Source organism: Tabrizicola sp. (genome assembly GCF_016793705.1).
Lineage (GTDB): Bacteria > Pseudomonadota > Alphaproteobacteria > Rhodobacterales > Rhodobacteraceae > Tabrizicola.
This window is the reverse complement of record NZ_JAEULO010000060.1, coordinates 20,307-36,788: the sequence shown is the minus strand read 5'-3', so window position 1 is coordinate 36,788 and position 16,482 is coordinate 20,307. Positions and strand designations below refer to the sequence as shown.

Genomic DNA, 16,482 nt, shown 5'->3' with positions numbered 1-16,482 from the left:
GCCTTCTGGAAGAAGCCGGGGGCGGGGAGTTGGTCAGGCGAGAGGCGCTGGCGGAGGAGGGCGGCGCGGAACGGGCGGTTCAGGGTGGCGTCCTCCTCCATCAGGGTTTCAAGCTGAGCGGTGAGGTCGGCCATGCGGAGGCCAAGCTCACGCGCTAGGGCGCCATAGGTGACGGTCGCGCCTGCGGCCGCAAGGGCCGCGAGGCGGGCTTCAAGCCGCGTCATCGCCCTGATCGGCGACCCGCGCTACTGAGACAACCTCCTCGTCCGATGCAACATTGAAGACCCTGACCCCACCGGCGCTGCGCGAACGGAAGCTGATCTGGTCGACCGGCACGCGGATCGACTGGCCGGTGGAGGTGGCGAGCATGATCTGGTCCGAAGGCGTGACGGGGAAGGAGGCGATGATGCGGCCCCCCCTTGGACCGGGCGAGATTGCCTTGACGCCCATGCCGCCACGGCCCCGGACCGGGTAGTCGTGGCTGGAGGAGAGCTTGCCCGAACCGCCCTTGGTGACGGTGAGGATCAGGTCCTCGGCCGCCGACATCTGGGCGTAGCGGTCGGGGGAAAGCTGGCCTGCGGCGACGTGGTCTTCCTCGTCGTCGCTGTCGTCCTCGGTGATCCCGGCCATCAGGCGGCGCTGTTTCAGGTAGGCTTCGCGTTCCTCGGGCGTGGCCTCGAAATGGCGGATGATCGACATGCTGACCACATGGTCGCCCTCGGCCAGCCGGATGCCGCGCACGCCGGTGGAGCCGCGGGACTTGAAGACGCGGATTTCGGTGGTGGAGAAGCGGATGGCGCGACCGGCCTCTGTCACCAGCATGATGTCGTCGTTTTCGTCGGCGATGGCGGCGTTCACCAGCGTGATCCCCTCGGGCAGGTTCATCGCGATCTTGCCGTTGCGCTTGACGTTGGTGAAGTCCGACAGGTCGTTCTGGCGGACGTCGCCGTCCGAGGTGGCAAAGACGATCTGCAGGTTGCCCCAGTCTTCCTCGGGCACGTCGACGGGCATCAGGGCGGCGATGGAGATGCCGCTTTGAATGGGCAGGATATTGACCAAAGCCTTGCCCTTGGCGGTGCGGCCCGCCAGCGGCAGGCGCCAGGTCTTCAGCTTGTAGACCATGCCGTCGGTGGTGAAGAACAGGAGCCAGGTGTGGGTGTTGGCGACGAAAAGTGTCGTCACCACGTCGTCGTCCTTGGTCTGCATCGAGGCGAGGCCCTTGCCGCCGCGGTTCTGGGCGCGGAATTCGGCCAGCGGGGTGCGCTTGATGTAGCCGCCCGAGGTGATGGTGACGACCATGTCCTCGCGCTCGATCAGGTCCTCGTCCTCCATGTCGCCGGACCAGTCGGCGATCTCGGTGCGGCGGGGGACGGCGAAGAGGGCTTTGACCTCGCGCAGCTCGTCCGAGATGATCGTCATGATGCGGTCGCGGCTGCCAAGAATGTCGAGGAAGTCCTTGATCTGCCGTGCCAATTCCTCAAGCTCGTCGGTGATGGTCTTGACGCCCAGCTGGGTCAGTCGCTGGAGTTGCAGGTCGAGGATGGCGCGGGCCTGGCGTTCGGAGAGGTTGTAGGTGCCGTCCTCGTTGATCCTGTGGCTGGGGTCGTCGATCAGCTGTATATACGCGGCGATCTCATGCGCAGGCCAGCGGCGGGACATCAACTGCTCGCGGGCGTCGGCGGGGGTGGCCGAGGCGCGGATGGTGGCAACGACCTCGTCGACGTTCGAGACGGCGACGGCGAGGCCGCAGAGGATGTGGCTGCGCTCGCGGGCCTTGCGGAGTTCAAACGCGGTGCGACGCGCGACAACTTCCTCGCGGAAGGTGATGAAATGGCTGAGGAAATCGCGCAGCGTGAGCTGTTCGGGGCGGCCGCCGTTCAGCGCCAGCATGTTGCAGCCGAAGCTGATCTGCATGGTCGAGAAGCGGAAGAGCTGGTTCAGGACCACGTCGGGCGTCGCGTCGCGCTTCAGTTCGATCACCACGCGGACGCCGATGCGGTCGGACTCGTCCGCAATCCCGGCAATACCCTCGACGCGCTTCTCGCGGACCAGTTCGGCGATCTTCTCGATCATCGTGGCCTTGTTGACCTGATAGGGGATCTCGTCGATGACGATGCCCCAGCGGTCCTTGCGCAGCTCTTCGATATGGGTCTTGGCGCGGATGATCACCGAGCCGCGACCTTCCAGATAGGCCTTGCGCGCGCCGGAGCGACCGAGGATCACGCCGCCGGTGGGGAAATCCGGGGCGGGGATGATCTCCATCAGCGCCTCCGTGCTGATGTCGGGGTTCTCGATCATCGCAAGCGTGCCGTCGATCACCTCGCCCAGGTTGTGTGGCGGGATGTTGGTGGCCATGCCGACGGCGATACCGCCCGCGCCGTTGACCAGCATGTTGGGGAAGCGGGCGGGAAGGACGGTGGGTTCCTTGTCCTTGCCGTCGTAATTGTCCTGGAAGTCCACCGTCTCCTTGTCGATGTCCGACAAGAGGAACGCGGCGGGCTTGTCCATCCGCACTTCGGTATAGCGCATGGCGGCGGCGTTGTCGCCGTCCATGCTGCCGAAATTCCCTTGCCCATCAAGGAGTTTCAGCGACATGCTGAAAGGCTGCGCCATGCGCACCAGCGCGTCATAGATCGCGGAATCGCCATGGGGGTGGTATTTCCCCATCGTGTCGCCGACCGGCCGGGCCGACTTGCGATAGCTCTTGTCATGCGTGTTGCCGCTCTCGTGCATCGCAAACAGGATGCGGCGGTGGACGGGTTTCAGCCCGTCGCGCAGGTCGGGAATGGCCCGGGAAACGATCACGCTCATCGCATAGTCGAGATAGGCGGTCTTCATCTCGGCCGAGATATCGACCTGGGGGCCGTGCCAGCTGGGACGCTCCGGGTTTTCTTCTTTGTTGTCAGTGTCTTCCGGGGTATCGGCCATGAGGGCGGGCGCCTTCCGTGCGGGATCAATATGTAGCAGGCCGGAAGATACACCATCCCAGCTATGGGGTGCAATGGCGTGGCCGAAATGCAAGGCCAGTCCGGCCACCTGCGCGCCAACATTCTGCTTTCATTGATTATCAGTCTGGTGGTGGCATGATTCTCCCATGTGCCACCAGACAGGAGGTTCATATGGCCGGGCGCGAAACGGAACTGATGCTGAAAGGTTATGGGCTGACCACGGCGGAGCTTTACTACCGGATGCCGGATTATCGCCATGTCCTGAACAGCTACATCTGGCAGGAATACGACCTTGCGCCGGACTATCCGGAGCTGTTCCGCTTCATCGAGTTCTGGCAGGAAAAGATCGAGGGTCCGCTCCATTCGGTGCGCTTCACCCATCGCAAGCTGATTGCCCCGGGGGAATGGCGGAACGTGGTGGGCGAGTTCCGGATTCACTGAATCGCGAATTGTGAAACAATCGCAGCGCAGCATCGCGTCTGGTTCCAATTCGCGGAATATGTAACGCGCTTCAGTTGGAAACAATCTTGCGATGCAGGTTCAGGTTGTGCGTCGCATAGATACAACGAATCTACGTGACGTATATACGCCGCAAGATCCGTGAAATCAGCTCGATCTGAATCACAAGATATGGGGTCGGTGCCAGTTCGGGTGCTCTTGCGGGGGGATCGTCCCCGTCGCAAGGTCGACAGATCATCTCAGTGTTGAGCGGCGCGGAGGATCATCCCGAACAGATCGCGCGGATCATCGGGGTCGGCGATCATGTCGAGATCGTCGTAGAACCCGGTTTCGGCCAGCTTGCCGCGGATATAGCGCAGCGCCGAGAAATCCTCGATGGCGAAACCGACGCTGTCGAAGAGGGTGATCTCGGCAGCCGAGGTCCGGCCGGGCGCTTCACCCGCGATCACGCGCCACAGCTCGACGACCGGATGATCCGGGGCGAGCTGCTGAATCTCGCCCTCGACGCGGGTCTGGGCCGGATACTCGACGAAGATGGACGAGCGCAGAAGGATGTCGCGATGCAGCTCGGTCTTCCCGGGGCAATCGCCGCCGACCGCATTCAGGTGGACGCCACTGCCAACCATGTTGTCGGTCAGGATCGTGGCATATTGCTTGTCGGCGGTGACGGTGGTGATGATCCCGGCGCCCTGGATCGCCTCTTCCGCCGTGCGGCAGGACACGACGCGCAAGTCGCGACCAGCAAGGTTCCTTGCGCATTTCGCCGTGGCGGTGGGGTCGAGGTCGTAGAGCCGGACCTCGCGGATGCCGCAGACCTCGCGGAAGGCGAGGGCCTGGAATTCGGCCTGGGCGCCGTTGCCGATCAAGGCCATCGTGTCGGTCTTCGGCCCCAGCCATTTCGCCGCCATCGCGCTGGTCGCGGCGGTGCGCAACGCGGTTAGGATGGTCATTTCCGACAGAAGCACCGGGTAGCCTGTAGATACATCGGCCAGAAGTCCAAAGGCGGTAACGGTTTGCAGCCCCTTCTTCATGTTGGACGGGTGGCCATTCACGTATTTGAAGCCGTAGGTTTCACCGTCCGACGTCGGCATCAGCTCGATCACGCCCACATCGGAATGAGAGGCGATGCGGGGAGTCTTGTCGAACAAGGGCCAGCGGCGGAAATCGGCCTCGATCTCGGTCACGAGGTCGCGCATCACGCGCTCGATGCCAAGATGGAGGACGAGCTTCATCATCTTGTCGACGGAAACGAAGGGGACCAGGTTGAGGGTCATCATTTGCTCCGCGTCGGGCGGTCGAAGACCTTCTTGCCCATCAGGCTGCCCACCAGATCGACCATCAGCCGGGCGGTCATGCCGCGGTCGTCGAGGAAGGGGTTCAACTCGACGAGGTCCAGCGAGGTGACAAGGCCGCTTTCGTGCAGAAGCTCCATCACCAGATGCGCCTCGCGGAAGGTCGCGCCGCCGGGGACGGTGGTGCCGACGGCGGGGGCGATGGAGGGGTCGAGGAAATCGACGTCGAGCGAGACGTGCAGCATTCCGCTTTCGGCGCGGACGCGGTCAAGGAATTCGCGCAAGGGCGCGACGAGGCCACGTTCGTCGATCACGCGCATGTCGTTGATGGCGATGTCACGTTCCTGCATCGCCGCCTGTTCGGCTGGGTCGACCGAGCGGATGCCGAACATGCAGATCCGGTGGGCCGGGACAGCCAGCGGGAAGGGCGGGAAGGCATCGAACCCCTCGCGCCCCGCAATATAGGCGAGCGGCGTGCCGTGCAGGTTGCCGGAGGTGGTGGTGAGCGGGGTGTGGAAGTCGGAATGCGCGTCAAGCCAGAGCAAGAACAGCGGCCGGTTCTGCCGCGCGGCATAGGCGGCGGCCCCGGCGGCCGAGCCGAGCGCAAGGGAATGGTCGCCGCCGAGGATGATCGGGAAACCGCCCTCGGACAAAGCGTCGTCGACCTTGTCCATCAGAAGCCGGGCCCAGGCGACGGTTTCGGCCAGATCGTGCACGACCGGATTGGGGCAGGAGACATCGGGCAGGTCCGACAGGGCAAGGTCGCCCCAGTCCTCGATCCCGTGGCCTTCGGCGCCGATTTCATGTGCGATGCCGGCAACGCGGTAGGCGGCGGGCCCCATCAGGCAACCCGCGCGTTTCTGGCCGCTGTCGATGGGCGCGCCGATCAGGATGCATTTGGGCATGGGAACCTCCACTTGTCGTCCGGGTGTAGCGGGGCAGGGTTGCGGGTGGCAACCGGCAATGCGGCGGCAACAGCGGCTTCTGACTGGCAATCTGCCAGTCCGGCGCGGCGGAAGGGCGCAGGGCTTTCGCCTGCCCGCGGGGAGGCTTATCATGGGCGGAACGACAGGAGAGGCTGATGATCGTCGAGCTTGGGCATTTCGCGCTGATCCTGGCGCTGATGGTGGCGGTGGTACAGGCCACGCTGCCGATGTGGGGCGCGCATGTCGGCGACCAGCGGCTGATGGCGCTGGCGGGCCCGGCGGCGGGGCTGCAGCTGCTGCTGATCGGCGCGTCGTTCGCGGCGCTGACCTGGGCTTTCGTGGTCTCGGACTTTTCGCTGGCGGTGGTGGTGTCGAACTCGCACACGCTGAAGCCGATGCTTTACAAGGTGTCGGGGGTCTGGGGGAACCATGAGGGGTCGCTCCTCCTCTGGGTGCTGATCCTGGCGATCTACGGCGCGGCTGTGGCGGCGTTTGGCGGCGGGTTGCCGGTGCGGCTGAAAGCGCGGGTGCTGGCGGTGCAGGGACTGATCGGGGTGGCGTTCATGGCCTTCCTCTTGATCACCTCGAACCCGTTCTGGCGGCTGGCGATGCCGCCCCTGGACGGCGAGGACCTGAACCCGCTGTTGCAGGACCCGGGGTTGGCCTTCCATCCGCCGTTCCTGTATCTTGGCTATGTCGGGCTTTCGATGGCGTTTTCCTTTGCAGTGGCGGCGCTGATCGAGGGGCGGGTCGATGCCGCCTGGGGGCGCTGGGTGCGGCCCTGGACCCTGGCGGCCTGGATTTTCCTGACCATCGGCATCGCGCTGGGGTCCTGGTGGGCCTATTATGAACTCGGCTGGGGCGGTTTCTGGTTCTGGGATCCGGTCGAGAATGCCAGCTTCATGCCCTGGCTGCTGGCGGCGGCGCTGCTGCACAGTTCCATCGTGGTGGAGAAGCGGGAAAGCCTGAAGGCCTGGACGATCCTTCTGGCGATCATGGCCTTCGGGTTCAGCCTGATCGGCACCTTCATCGTGCGCTCGGGGGTGATCACCAGCGTCCACGCCTTCGCCAACGACCCGGAGCGGGGGATATTCATCCTGATGATCCTGGGCTTCTTCACCGGTGGCGCGCTGATGCTGTTCGCGGCGCGGGCCGGGGTGATGGAGGCGCGCGGGATCTTCGCCATGGTCAGCCGGGAAAGCGCGCTGGTGGCAAACAACATTCTGCTGTCGGTCGCGGCCTTCGTCGTGTTCATCGGGACGATCTGGCCCCTGGTCGGGCAGATGCTGCTCGGGCGCGATCTGAGCGTGGGCGAGCCTTTCTTCAACGCGGCCTTCACGCCCTTCATGGTGGCGCTGGCGCTGATCCTGCCCGTCGGCGCCATGCTGGCGTGGAAGCGGGGGTCCATCGGGCGCAGCGTGCGGGGGCTGCTGCCGGTTCTGGTGCTGGCCGTCGCGCTGGGGTGTCTCGCCTTTGCGCTGCAGAGCGGGCAGTCGGCGCTCGGACCCATCGGCCTTGCGCTGGGGGCCTGGGTGGTGTTCGGGGCGCTGGCCGACCTTTGGGCGCGGACCGGGCGCGAAGATGTCGGCGCGCGCCTGTCGCGGCTGACCCGCCTGCCGCGGGCCGACTGGGGCAAGGCCACGGCGCATCTGGGGCTGGGGGTGACGATCTTCGCCGTGGCTGCGATGCATTCCTGGAAGGTCGAGGATATCCGCGTGGTTCAGGTGGGCGAGACATTCCCGTTGGGTGCCTACGAGGTCCGGCTCGACAAGGTCGAGGATGTCGAGGGGCCGAACTACACCTCGACAATGGGGACCATGACGGTGACGAAAGGCGGGGCGCTGGTCGCCGTCCTGAACCCGGAGAAACGGATCTACCCGGTGGCCGGGATGCCGACGACCGAGGCCGCCATCGACTTCGGTTTCACGCGCGACCTGTATCTCGTGCTTGGCGACAAGCAGAAGGGCGGCGGCTGGGCGGTCAGGAGCTATATCGAGCCCTTCGCCAACTGGCTTTGGGGTGGAGCGCTGCTGATGGCCTTCGGCGGCGTGCTCAGCCTGAGCGACCGGCGCTATCGGGTGGCGGCGGGCGCGCGGCGGGCGGCGGTCGGGGTGCCTGCGGAATGAGGGGTTTACGGGCATGGTGGGGTGGAACGCCACCCTACGTCGTGGCGCTGTTCCTTATGGTGACGCCCGTCTGGGCGGTGCAGCCGGACGAGATGTTGGCCGACCCGGCGCTGGAGGCCCGCGCGCGGGCGATCAGCCATGACATCCGCTGCCCGGTCTGCCAGGGCGAGACGATTGACGACAGCAACGCCCCCATCGCCCGCGACCTGCGGATCATCATCCGCGAGCGGCTGGTGGCCGGCGATACCGACGCCGAGGTGGTCGACTACATCGTCGCCCGCTATGGCGAGGGCGTCCTGTTCAACCCGCCCGCCAAGGGGGTGAACCTGGTCCTCTGGCTGGCCGGTCCGGCGCTGCTGCTGGCGGGGGTGGCGGTGGCGGTCACGGCCGGCCGGCGGCGCATGGCGCCAGAGGTCTCGCTTACTGCCGAAGAGGAGGCCCGGCTGAAGGAAATCCTGAAGGAGTGACGCGGCGTTGCCCTTGGCACCTGCCGGTGGCCCGATAGAGTGCCGGCCAAAGCGGGAGGGCGGGCGATGGGTGAACTGGTCAGGGTCGAGGTGGAAGGCGGCGTGCACAAGGTCACGCTGAATCGGCCCGACGTGATGAATGCCCTGAACCGCGACTTGCGGCGCGAGCTGACGGCGGCGCTGACAGTAGGTCATTCCGCGCGGGTGATCGTGCTGACCGGGGCCGGGCGCGGCTTCTGTTCGGGCCAGGACCTGTCTGATGCGACGGGCCTTGACGACGCGGGCTTCGAGCGGACCCTGAACGAGGAATATGTCCCGATGATCTGCGCGATCACCGAGGCGCCGGTGCCGGTCATCGCCGCGGTGAACGGGGTCGCGGCGGGCGCGGGGGCGAATCTGGCGCTGGCCTGCGATCTTGTGATTGCCGCAGAAAGCGCGGTGTTCATCCAGGCCTTCACCCGGATCGGCCTGATCCCGGATGCGGGTGGCACCAGCTTCCTGCCGCGCCGGGTGGGTTTGCAGCGCGCGATGGGCGCGGCGCTGCTGGCGGAACCCGTCAGCGCGCGGCAGGCGGAAAGCTGGGGGATGATCTGGGAAGCGGCGCCGGACGACCGCTTCGCCGAGGTGGTGGCGACGCGGGCGGCGAAGCTCGCGGCGGGGCCGACCGGGGCCTATGCCGCGCTGAAACAGGCGCTGCGCGGGGCTTTCGACCAGCCGCTGGAGGCGCAGCTGGCGGTCGAGGCGCGGTTGCAGGGCCAATGCGGCGCATCCGAGGATTTCCGCGAAGGCGTGGCGGCGTTCCTGGAGAAGCGCGCACCGAGGTTTACCGGCGCGTAGGGCGGGGCGTGCCCCGCCATGAGAGTCGGGGCACGCCCCGACCTACACCCCGCGCTTCAGGCCCGCCACGCCCGTCCGGGCGATTTCCACAAGCCCCAGCGGGCGCATCAGCTCGGCGAAAGCGTCGATCTTCTCGGGTGTGCCGGTCATCTCGAAGACGAAGCTTTCCAGCGTGGAATCGACAACATTCGCGCGGAAGATCTCCGCCAGCCGCAGAGCCTCGATCCGGTGATCGCCACGGCCCGCGACCTTGACCAGCGCCAGTTCGCGCTGGACGCTCGGCCCTTCGGCGGTCAGGTCCTGCACCGCGTGGACCGGGACCATGCGGGAGAGCTGCGCCTCGATCTGGTCGATCACGGCGGGGGTGCCGCGGGTGACGATGGTGATGCGCGAGCGGTGGCCGGTGTGATCGACCTCGGCCACGGTCAGGCTGTCGATGTTGTAGCCGCGCCCCGAGAAGAGGCCGATGACACGGGCCAGGACGCCGGGTTCGTTTTCCACGATGACCGCAAGGGTGTGGCTCTCCTCGACCTCGGAGAGCGCCGAGCGGAGGTCATAGGCGGAATGGCTCGTGGAGCCTTTCTTGATGTTCAGTGCGGACATGACGTCCCCTTCATTTTCTGTCTGCAAATATCCCACGAGGGTCCGGGGGTGTGAAACCCCCGGCGCGACGGTTCACACCAGCACCGCCCCCGACCGGAACGCCTCGGCGTCGGCGGAGAGGAGCATTTCGTTGTGCGGCTTGCCGCTCGGGATCATCGGGAAGCAGTTCTCGTGCTTTTCCACCAGGCAGTCGAAGATCACCGGGCCGTCGTAGGCCAGCATCTCCATGATCGCGTCGTCCAGGTCCTGTGGGCGGTCACATTTGATGCCCTTGCAACCGAAGGCCTCGGCCAGTTTCACGAAGTCGGGCAGCGATTCCGACCAGGAAGACGAATAGCGCTCGCCGTGCAGCAGCTCCTGCCACTGGCGCACCATGCCGAGCCGTTCGTTGTTTAGGATGAACTGCTTGACCGGGGCACGGAACTGCATGGCGGTGCCCATTTCCTGCATGTTCATCAGCCACGATGCCTCACCGGCGACGTTGATCACCAGCGCCTCGGGATGGGCCATCTGCACGCCGATGGAGGCGGGCAGGCCGTAGCCCATCGTCCCCAGACCGCCGGAGGTCATCCAGCGGTTCGGGTCCTCGAAGCCCAGGAACTGCGCGGCCCACATCTGGTGCTGGCCCACTTCCGTGGTGATGTAGCGGTCCATGCCCTTGGTCAGCGCCTCCAGCCGTTCCAGCGCATATTGCGGCTTGATCGTCGTGGCCGAGGGCTTGTAGGACAGGCACTTAACCGCGCGCCATTCGTCGATCTGCTTCCACCATTGCGCCAGCCCGCGCTGGTCGGTCTTCGACCCCCGCGCGCGCCACTGGCGCAGGAGTTCCTCCAGCACCTTCGTCACGTCGCCGAGGATCGGCACGTCGACATGGATGACCTTGTTGATCGAGGAAGGGTCGATGTCGATATGCGCCTTCTTCGATTTCGGGCTGAAGTCCTTGACCCGCCCGGTGATCCGGTCATCGAACCGCGCGCCGATGTTGATCATCAGGTCGCAGCCGTGCATCGCGAGGTTGGCCTCGTAAAGCCCGTGCATCCCCAGCATGCCGACCCAGTTCTTGCCCGAGGCGGGATAGCTGCCCAGCCCCATCAGGGTCGAGGTGATGGGAAAATTGGTCTCCGCCACCAGTTCCCGCAGCAAGGCGCTGGCGCGGGGGCCGGAGTTCACCACCCCGCCGCCGGTATAGAGGATCGGGCGTTCGGCCTGCTCCATCAGCTCGACCAGTTGGGCGATGCGGTCCGGGTCGCCCTCGGTGCGGGGCTGGTAATGCGCGACCTTCGCCTTTTCCGCCGGGACATAGTCGGCGGTGGCGAACTGCACGTCCTTCGGGATGTCGATCAGCACCGGGCCGGGGCGGCCGTGGGTGGCGACGTGGAAAGCCTGGTGGATCGTCTCGGCCAGCTTGGCGGTGTCCTTCACCAGCCAGTTCATCTTGGTGCAAGGCCGGGTGATGCCGACCGTGTCGGCCTCCTGGAAGCCGTCGGTGCCGATCATGAAGGTCGGGACCTGGCCGGTCAGCACCACGATCGGGATCGAATCCATCAGCGCGTCGGTCAGCCCTGTCACCGCGTTGGTCGCGCCGGGGCCGGATGTCACCAGCGCCACGCCGGGCTTGCCGGTCGAGCGGGCATAACCCTCGGCCATATGGACCGCGCCCTGTTCGTGGCGCACCAGCACATGGCGGATGTCGTTCTGCTGGAAGATCTCGTCATAGATCGGAAGCACCGCGCCGCCGGGATAGCCGAAGACGACCTCGACGCCCTGATCCTTCAGGGCCTGGATCACCATTCTTGCTCCGGTCATCTGCTTCGTCATGTCCGTCTCCGCCTTTGCGCAACAAAAAGCCCCCGAGGTTTCCTTCGGGGGCGCATGGGAACCTGTATGGTCAACCGTCACCGGCCCATGCGCTTCCTTCCTACGATGACAAGAAGTCTGGCCATAAGCCCATCCCTTGACGTTCGGTCGGAAAAGTAAGCGGGGATATGCCGGGCGTCAACCGGATTTGCAATACGAAAATGTCGCACTGCGGCGCATATTTTGAACTTTTGTTGCGACAGGCCGCCGCGTAGCGCAACTTTTGCAATTCAGCCCCAGACCTTCAGTGCGCGGCATCATCGCGATAGCAAACCGCGTTCAGTTTGTTGCCATCCGGATCGCGAACATAGGCGGCATAGAAGTGCGGTCCGTACTCCGGGCGCGGGCCGGGCGCGCCTTCGTCGCTGCCGCCATGGGCAAGGGCGGCGGCGTGGAAGGCTGCGACCGCCGCGCGGGTTTCGGCCAGGAAGGACACCATGGTGCCGTTGCCGGAGCTGGCGGGCTGGCCGTCAAAAGGCGGCGTCACCCAGAGATGCGGCCCCGGATCGTCCAGTCCCCAGGCGGCGCTGCGGTCCTCGGGATCGTAACCTGCGATCCGGCGGTGGCCGAGCGGGGCGAGCGCGGCATCGTAGAACCGGATGGCGCGGGCAATGTCGCGGGTGCCAAGCGAGATATAGCTGAACATCTGATGCGGACTTTCGGGCTGATTCTGCTTTTCCGGTGAAAGAAGATGCCCGGCAATCGGGCACTGCCGAAGGCGCAGGCAGTTCCTGCCGGACGATAGCGCCAACGGACGCGGATTGAAAAGCCGCCGGCCAGTTGACCCTAGGTAAAGGCAAGGTTTTCCGCGATGACGGCAATTTTGGGTTCTCAAGCCGAGGAAGGCTCTCTAGGCTCTCCCGACCAAAGCCTGGCCAAGGGTGATCCGACCGGCGGCCGGCAGAACAGTGGAGGAGAACTGCATGGATCGACGCTCATTTCTGACAAAGGCTTCCGTGGGCGGACTGGCAGCCGGAGCCGCGACGCTGGCGGCACCGGCCATCGCCCAGGACGCCCCGACCGTGACCTGGCGGGTCACATCGTCCTTTCCGAAGTCGCTGGACACGATCTTCGGCGCTGCGGATGTGATGGCGAAATACGTGTCCGAAGCCACGGATGGCAAGTTCAGCATCCAGGTCTTCCCGGCGGGCGAACTGGTCCCCGGCCTTGAGGCCGCCGATGCAGTCTCGGCGGGGACGGTCGAGGCCTGCCATACCGTGCCCTACTACTTCTGGGGCAAGGATCCGACCTACGCGCTTGGCGCGGCGGTGCCCTTCGGGCTGAATGCCCGGATGATGAACGCCTGGTTCTACCACGGCGGCGGCATCGACATGATGAACGAGTTCTACGCGACCCAGAACCTGATCGCCTTCCCCGCCGGCAACACCGGGGTGCAGATGGCGGGCTGGTATCGCAAGGAAATCAACAGCCTCGCCGATCTTCAGGGGTTGAAGATGCGGATCGGCGGCTTCGCCGGCAAGGTGATCGAGAAGCTGGGCGTCGTGCCGCAGCAGATCGCGGGCGGCGACATCTACCCGTCGCTGGAAAAGGGCACCATCGACGCCGCCGAATGGGTTGGCCCCTATGATGACGAGAAGCTCGGCTTCTACAAGGTCGCGCCTTATTACTACTATCCCGGCTGGTGGGAAGGCGGCCCGGCCATCGCCACGATGATCAACCTGGCCAAGTGGAACGAACTGACCCCGGCCTACCAGTCGATCCTCAGGGCAGGCTGCGTCGTTGCCAACGCCGACATGCTGTCGAACTACGACTGGAAGAACCCGACGGCGCTGAAGTCGCTGGTGGCCAACGGTGCACAGCTTCGGCCGCTGCCGCAGGACGTGCTTTCGGCGGCCTTCGATGCGGCCAAGGCGACCTATGACGAAGTCAGCGCCACCAACGCGACCTTCAAGAAGATCAAGGACAGCCAGGATGCGTTCCGTCGCGACGCCTACCTGAACGCCCAGATCGCCGAATACAACTACGACGTGTTCATGATGGCACAGCAGCAGGCCGGCAAGCTGTAATCGCCACCGCAGAAAAGCAGAAAGGCCCCGGAGGAAACTCCGGGGCCTCTTTCGTTGCAGCGCCAGGGTCAGGGGTTGACCACTGGCGCGCCCAGCGTCGGACCCGGCAGGGCAGGGACCGCCGCCCCATCCTCGGCCGGCGCGGCGGGGGCAGGTGTCCCGCCAAGGTTCGGCGCGCCCAGCGTCGGGCCACCCAGGGCAGGGGCCGCGCCGGCTCCGGGGGCAAGCGGCGTCAGGGTCGGGACCTTGATCTCGATGGTCGAGGGGTCGACCACCGCACCCTTGTAGTGCATCACCATCGACGGGAAGGAGATCGTCAACCCGATCATCACCACCTGGATGACCACGAAGGGCACCGCGCCCCAGTAGATCTGGCCGGTGGTGACGCCCGCCAGACGCTCGCCCGTGATCCTGTCGACATAGGAGCCGCGCGGTGCCACCGAGCGCAGGTAGAACAGCGCAAAGCCGAAGGGCGGGTGCATGAACGAGGTCTGCATGTTCACCGCCAGGATGACGCCGAACCAGATCAGGTCGATGTCCAGCGCGACCGCCGGGGCGATCAGCAAGGGAACGATGATGAAGGCCAGCTCGAAGAAGTCGAGGAAGAAGGCCAGCAGGAACACCAGCACCGAGACGATGATCAGGAAACCCGTCTGTCCGCCCGGCAGGCCGATCAGCAGGTGCTCGACCCATTTGTGACCCTCGACGCCGTAGAATGTAAGCGAGAAGACGCGCGCGCCGATCAGGATGAAGATCACGAAGGCCGACAGCCGCGTGGTCGAGGCCAGGGCCGAAGAAATGACGGGCAGGTTCAGTCGCTTCTTCATCGCCGCGAGGATCATCGCGCCCACCGCGCCCATTGCACCGCCCTCGGTAGGCGTGGCGATGCCAAGGAAGATGGTGCCGAGGACAAGGAAGATCAGCGCAAGTGGCGGGATCAGGACGACGATCACCTGACGGGCAAGATTCGACAGCAGGTTGAGGTTCAGCGCCTTGTCGAGGATCGCCCAGATGTAGATGAAAATCACGCCGACCGTGGCGCCAAGAATGTCGGCATTGGAGCCCTGGGTCGGGGAAAGCCAGAGATGCGCGCCGTAGCCGATGCCGATGCAAACCGCCAGGGCGATGATCAGAGAAGCGACACCATGACCGAGGGTCCGGGCCTCGGGCGGAAGGGCGGGCACCCAATGCGGCTTCAAGATCGAGATCAGGAAGACATATCCCATGTAAAGACCGGTCAGGACCAGGCCCGGGATCATCGCGCCCTTGTACATGTCGCCGACCGAGCGGCCGAGCTGATCGGCCAGCACGATCAGGACCAGGCTGGGCGGGATGATCTGCGCCAAGGTACCCGAAGCCGCGATCACGCCGGATGCCACCCGTCGATCGTAGCCATAGCGCAGCATGATCGGCAGCGAGATCAGGCCCATGGCGATGACGCTGGCCGCGACCACCCCGGTCGTGGCGGCCAGAAGCGCGCCGACGATGATCACCGCATAGGCAAGGCCGCCCCGGATCGGGCCGAACAGCTGGCCGACGGTGTCCAGCAGGTCCTCGGCCATGCCGCTGCGTTCAAGGACGATCCCCATGAAGGTGAAGAAGGGGATGGCGAGAAGCGTCTCATTCGACAGAATCCCCCAAAGCCGCGCGGGCATGGTGAAGAGAAGCGGCCAGTCCAGCGTGATGGTCCCGCCGGACCAGGGCGCCAGCCAGACGCCGATGGCAAAGAACAAGAGCCCGTTCGCCGCCAGAGAGAAGGCGACCGGGTAGCCGATGAGAAGGAAGATCACCAGGCTCGCGAACATGATCGGAGCCATGTTGATGGCGATGAATTCAAGCATCAGCGTTTCTCCTCGCCGGACACGGCCTTGGCGAGGGTCTCGCCTTCCAGCTCGGCCGCTTCATGCGCCGAGACGAAGGGATGGGGATCTTCGATCAGGCCCTGCATCACCGCGATCTTCTTGATGATCTCGGCGATGATCTGCGCGATCAGAAGAGCGAATCCCGCCGCAAGGATCGCCCGGGCGGGCCAGATCAAAAGACCGCCGGCATTGGTGGAGATCTGCCCGATCCGATAGGCCTGCATGGTGTAGGGGATCAGCATCCAGGTCATCAGCACGACAAAGGGCAGGGTGAAGAAGATGTGGCCCAGAAGATCGATCCAGTGCTGCGTGCGCCGGGTACGGGTACCGTAGAAGATATCGATGCGGATATGCTCGTTCTGTTGCAGCGTATAGGCCGCCGCCCCCATGAAGGCCGCGCCGAACAGATACCACTGCAATTCCAGCAGCGAGTTCGACGACCAGTTGAGAAGCTTGCGCACGATGGCGTTGCCCGAACTGACAAGGACTGCCAGCAGGATCAGCCACATCACCGATTTACCGACAAATGCATTCACGCGGTCTATACCACGCGAGACAGCAAGCAAGGCCTGCATCCCGAACCCCCTCCTGTTGACGGCCGCCCTTTGTTCGGCGTGCCCTGCGCGAACGCTAAGGCATCCGCGCGCATCCGCCAAGAACCCAACCGCCAGGGAAGGTGAATTGCCGTAGCGTCAGGCGGCGGAGGTCTTGTCCTTCAGCCGCTGCCCCACTTCGGCGATGGCCTGGATCACCGGCATGAATTCCTGCCCGAGCGAAGTCAGCGCATATTCGACGGCGGGGGGCGAACTCTGCAGCACGCAGCGCGCCAGGATGCCGCGCTCTTCCAGCTCGCGCAGCCGTTGGGTCAGCACCTTGGCCGAGACCAGCGGAATGTCGGCGCGGAGTTCCGAGAACCGCCGCGGACCCGTGGAGAGATACCATAGGATCATCGGCGTCCAGGCCCCGCCGATGAAGGCCATGCAGTCCGACAAGGGACACATCGGATGCGGCATGCGGTTCTTGCGGATCATGGTCATCGCGGGCCTTTCGGGCAGCTGATCCCGAAATAGTCCTTTCC

The 16,482-nt window shown here is 65.1% G+C and carries 14 protein-coding genes and 1 pseudogene; 5 read left to right on the top strand and 10 right to left on the bottom strand.

Going from position 1 to position 16,482, the window contains the following annotated elements; genetic code table 11:
• A pseudogene (locus JNJ68_RS15700) lies at positions 1–224 on the bottom strand (hypothetical protein); the annotation flags it as partial.
• Positions 211–2,928 carry a DNA gyrase subunit A gene (gene gyrA / locus JNJ68_RS15695; protein ID WP_294983526.1) on the bottom strand — a complete coding sequence of 906 codons (2,718 nt, stop codon included), beginning with the start codon at positions 2,926–2,928 and terminating at the stop codon, positions 211–213. The gene gyrA and the pseudogene JNJ68_RS15700, both read right to left, overlap by 14 nt.
• A 191-nt stretch (positions 2,929–3,119) precedes the next feature.
• On the opposite strand from gyrA, the gene JNJ68_RS15690 reads away from it, so the two are divergent.
• Positions 3,120–3,389, top strand: a complete 270-nt coding sequence (locus JNJ68_RS15690) for an usg protein (RefSeq protein ID WP_294983523.1) — start codon at positions 3,120–3,122, stop codon at positions 3,387–3,389.
• 257 nt (positions 3,390–3,646) lie between these two features.
• On the opposite strand, the gene JNJ68_RS15685 is transcribed toward JNJ68_RS15690, so the two are convergent.
• A complete protein-coding gene (locus JNJ68_RS15685; RefSeq protein WP_294983520.1) occupies positions 3,647–4,681 on the bottom strand; it encodes an ornithine cyclodeaminase in 1,035 nt (344 codons plus the stop codon).
• Positions 4,681–5,604, bottom strand: a complete 924-nt coding sequence (gene rocF, locus JNJ68_RS15680; RefSeq protein WP_294983517.1) for an arginase — start codon at positions 5,602–5,604, stop codon at positions 4,681–4,683. Before rocF ends, JNJ68_RS15685 begins: the two co-directional genes overlap by 1 nt.
• 176 nt (positions 5,605–5,780) lie before the next feature.
• On the opposite strand from rocF, the gene JNJ68_RS15675 reads away from it, so the two are divergent.
• The 3 genes from JNJ68_RS15675 to JNJ68_RS15665 all read left to right on the top strand — a co-directional run bounded on the left by JNJ68_RS15675 (position 5,781) and on the right by JNJ68_RS15665 (position 9,055).
• Positions 5,781–7,751, top strand: coding sequence for a heme lyase CcmF/NrfE family subunit (locus tag JNJ68_RS15675; RefSeq protein ID WP_294983514.1), 1,971 nt, complete (start codon positions 5,781–5,783; stop codon positions 7,749–7,751).
• Positions 7,748–8,218, top strand: coding sequence for a cytochrome c-type biogenesis protein (locus tag JNJ68_RS15670; protein WP_294983511.1), 471 nt, complete (start codon positions 7,748–7,750; stop codon positions 8,216–8,218). The genes JNJ68_RS15675 and JNJ68_RS15670 overlap by 4 nt, the downstream gene beginning before the upstream one ends.
• Before the next feature lie 66 nt (positions 8,219–8,284).
• Entirely contained in the window at positions 8,285–9,055 is a 771-nt protein-coding gene (locus JNJ68_RS15665) for an enoyl-CoA hydratase-related protein (RefSeq protein ID WP_294983509.1), read from the top strand.
• A 42-nt stretch (positions 9,056–9,097) separates the two neighbouring features.
• On the opposite strand, the gene ilvN is transcribed toward JNJ68_RS15665, so the two are convergent.
• The 3 genes from ilvN to JNJ68_RS15650 all read right to left on the bottom strand — a co-directional run bounded on the left by ilvN (position 9,098) and on the right by JNJ68_RS15650 (position 12,161).
• Complete coding sequence (gene ilvN / locus JNJ68_RS15660) at positions 9,098–9,658, bottom strand: acetolactate synthase small subunit (RefSeq protein WP_294983508.1); 561 nt, start codon at positions 9,656–9,658, stop codon at positions 9,098–9,100.
• 72 nt (positions 9,659–9,730) lie between these two features.
• A complete protein-coding gene (locus JNJ68_RS15655; protein ID WP_294983506.1) occupies positions 9,731–11,476 on the bottom strand; it encodes an acetolactate synthase 3 large subunit in 1,746 nt (581 codons plus the stop codon).
• Between the two features lie 283 nt (positions 11,477–11,759).
• Complete coding sequence (locus JNJ68_RS15650; protein WP_294983504.1) at positions 11,760–12,161, bottom strand: VOC family protein; 402 nt, start codon at positions 12,159–12,161, stop codon at positions 11,760–11,762.
• A 277-nt stretch (positions 12,162–12,438) separates the two neighbouring features.
• Here JNJ68_RS15650 and JNJ68_RS15645 point away from each other — a divergent pair, with 277 nt between their 5' ends.
• Complete coding sequence (locus JNJ68_RS15645) at positions 12,439–13,542, top strand: TRAP transporter substrate-binding protein (RefSeq protein ID WP_294983502.1); 1,104 nt, start codon at positions 12,439–12,441, stop codon at positions 13,540–13,542.
• 68 nt (positions 13,543–13,610) lie between these two features.
• Here JNJ68_RS15645 and JNJ68_RS15640 read toward each other — a convergent pair whose 3' ends face one another.
• The 3 genes from JNJ68_RS15640 to JNJ68_RS15630 all read right to left on the bottom strand — a co-directional run bounded on the left by JNJ68_RS15640 (position 13,611) and on the right by JNJ68_RS15630 (position 16,441).
• Positions 13,611–15,383 carry a TRAP transporter large permease subunit gene (locus tag JNJ68_RS15640; RefSeq protein WP_294983500.1) on the bottom strand — a complete coding sequence of 591 codons (1,773 nt, stop codon included), beginning with the start codon at positions 15,381–15,383 and terminating at the stop codon, positions 13,611–13,613.
• The gene (locus JNJ68_RS15635; protein WP_294983498.1) at positions 15,383–15,979 is read right to left on the bottom strand and encodes a TRAP transporter small permease subunit; all 597 of its coding nucleotides are present in this window, start codon (positions 15,977–15,979) and stop codon (positions 15,383–15,385) included. The genes JNJ68_RS15640 and JNJ68_RS15635 overlap by 1 nt, the downstream gene beginning before the upstream one ends.
• Positions 15,980–16,096: 117 nt before the next feature.
• Entirely contained in the window at positions 16,097–16,441 is a 345-nt protein-coding gene (locus tag JNJ68_RS15630) for a helix-turn-helix domain-containing protein (protein ID WP_294983496.1), read from the bottom strand.
• Between the last annotated feature and the right edge of the window lie 41 nt (positions 16,442–16,482).

Bases quoted from the DNA above. Each gene is read 5' to 3' on its own strand.
- gyrA (WP_294983526.1), bottom strand. From the start codon at position 2,928: ATGGCCGATACCCCGGAAGACACTGACAACAAAGAAGAAAACCCGGAG.
- JNJ68_RS15690 (WP_294983523.1), top strand. From the start codon at position 3,120: ATGGCCGGGCGCGAAACGGAACTGATGCTGAAAGGTTATGGGCTGACC.
- JNJ68_RS15685 (WP_294983520.1), bottom strand. From the start codon at position 4,681: ATGACCCTCAACCTGGTCCCCTTCGTTTCCGTCGACAAGATGATGAAG.
- rocF (WP_294983517.1), bottom strand. From the start codon at position 5,604: ATGCCCAAATGCATCCTGATCGGCGCGCCCATCGACAGCGGCCAGAAA.
- JNJ68_RS15675 (WP_294983514.1), top strand. From the start codon at position 5,781: ATGATCGTCGAGCTTGGGCATTTCGCGCTGATCCTGGCGCTGATGGTG.
- JNJ68_RS15670 (WP_294983511.1), top strand. From the start codon at position 7,748: ATGAGGGGTTTACGGGCATGGTGGGGTGGAACGCCACCCTACGTCGTG.
- JNJ68_RS15665 (WP_294983509.1), top strand. From the start codon at position 8,285: ATGGGTGAACTGGTCAGGGTCGAGGTGGAAGGCGGCGTGCACAAGGTC.
- ilvN (WP_294983508.1), bottom strand. From the start codon at position 9,658: ATGTCCGCACTGAACATCAAGAAAGGCTCCACGAGCCATTCCGCCTAT.
- JNJ68_RS15655 (WP_294983506.1), bottom strand. From the start codon at position 11,476: ATGACGAAGCAGATGACCGGAGCAAGAATGGTGATCCAGGCCCTGAAG.
- JNJ68_RS15650 (WP_294983504.1), bottom strand. From the start codon at position 12,161: ATGTTCAGCTATATCTCGCTTGGCACCCGCGACATTGCCCGCGCCATC.
- JNJ68_RS15645 (WP_294983502.1), top strand. From the start codon at position 12,439: ATGGATCGACGCTCATTTCTGACAAAGGCTTCCGTGGGCGGACTGGCA.
- JNJ68_RS15640 (WP_294983500.1), bottom strand. From the start codon at position 15,383: ATGCTTGAATTCATCGCCATCAACATGGCTCCGATCATGTTCGCGAGC.
- JNJ68_RS15635 (WP_294983498.1), bottom strand. From the start codon at position 15,979: ATGCAGGCCTTGCTTGCTGTCTCGCGTGGTATAGACCGCGTGAATGCA.
- JNJ68_RS15630 (WP_294983496.1), bottom strand. From the start codon at position 16,441: ATGACCATGATCCGCAAGAACCGCATGCCGCATCCGATGTGTCCCTTG.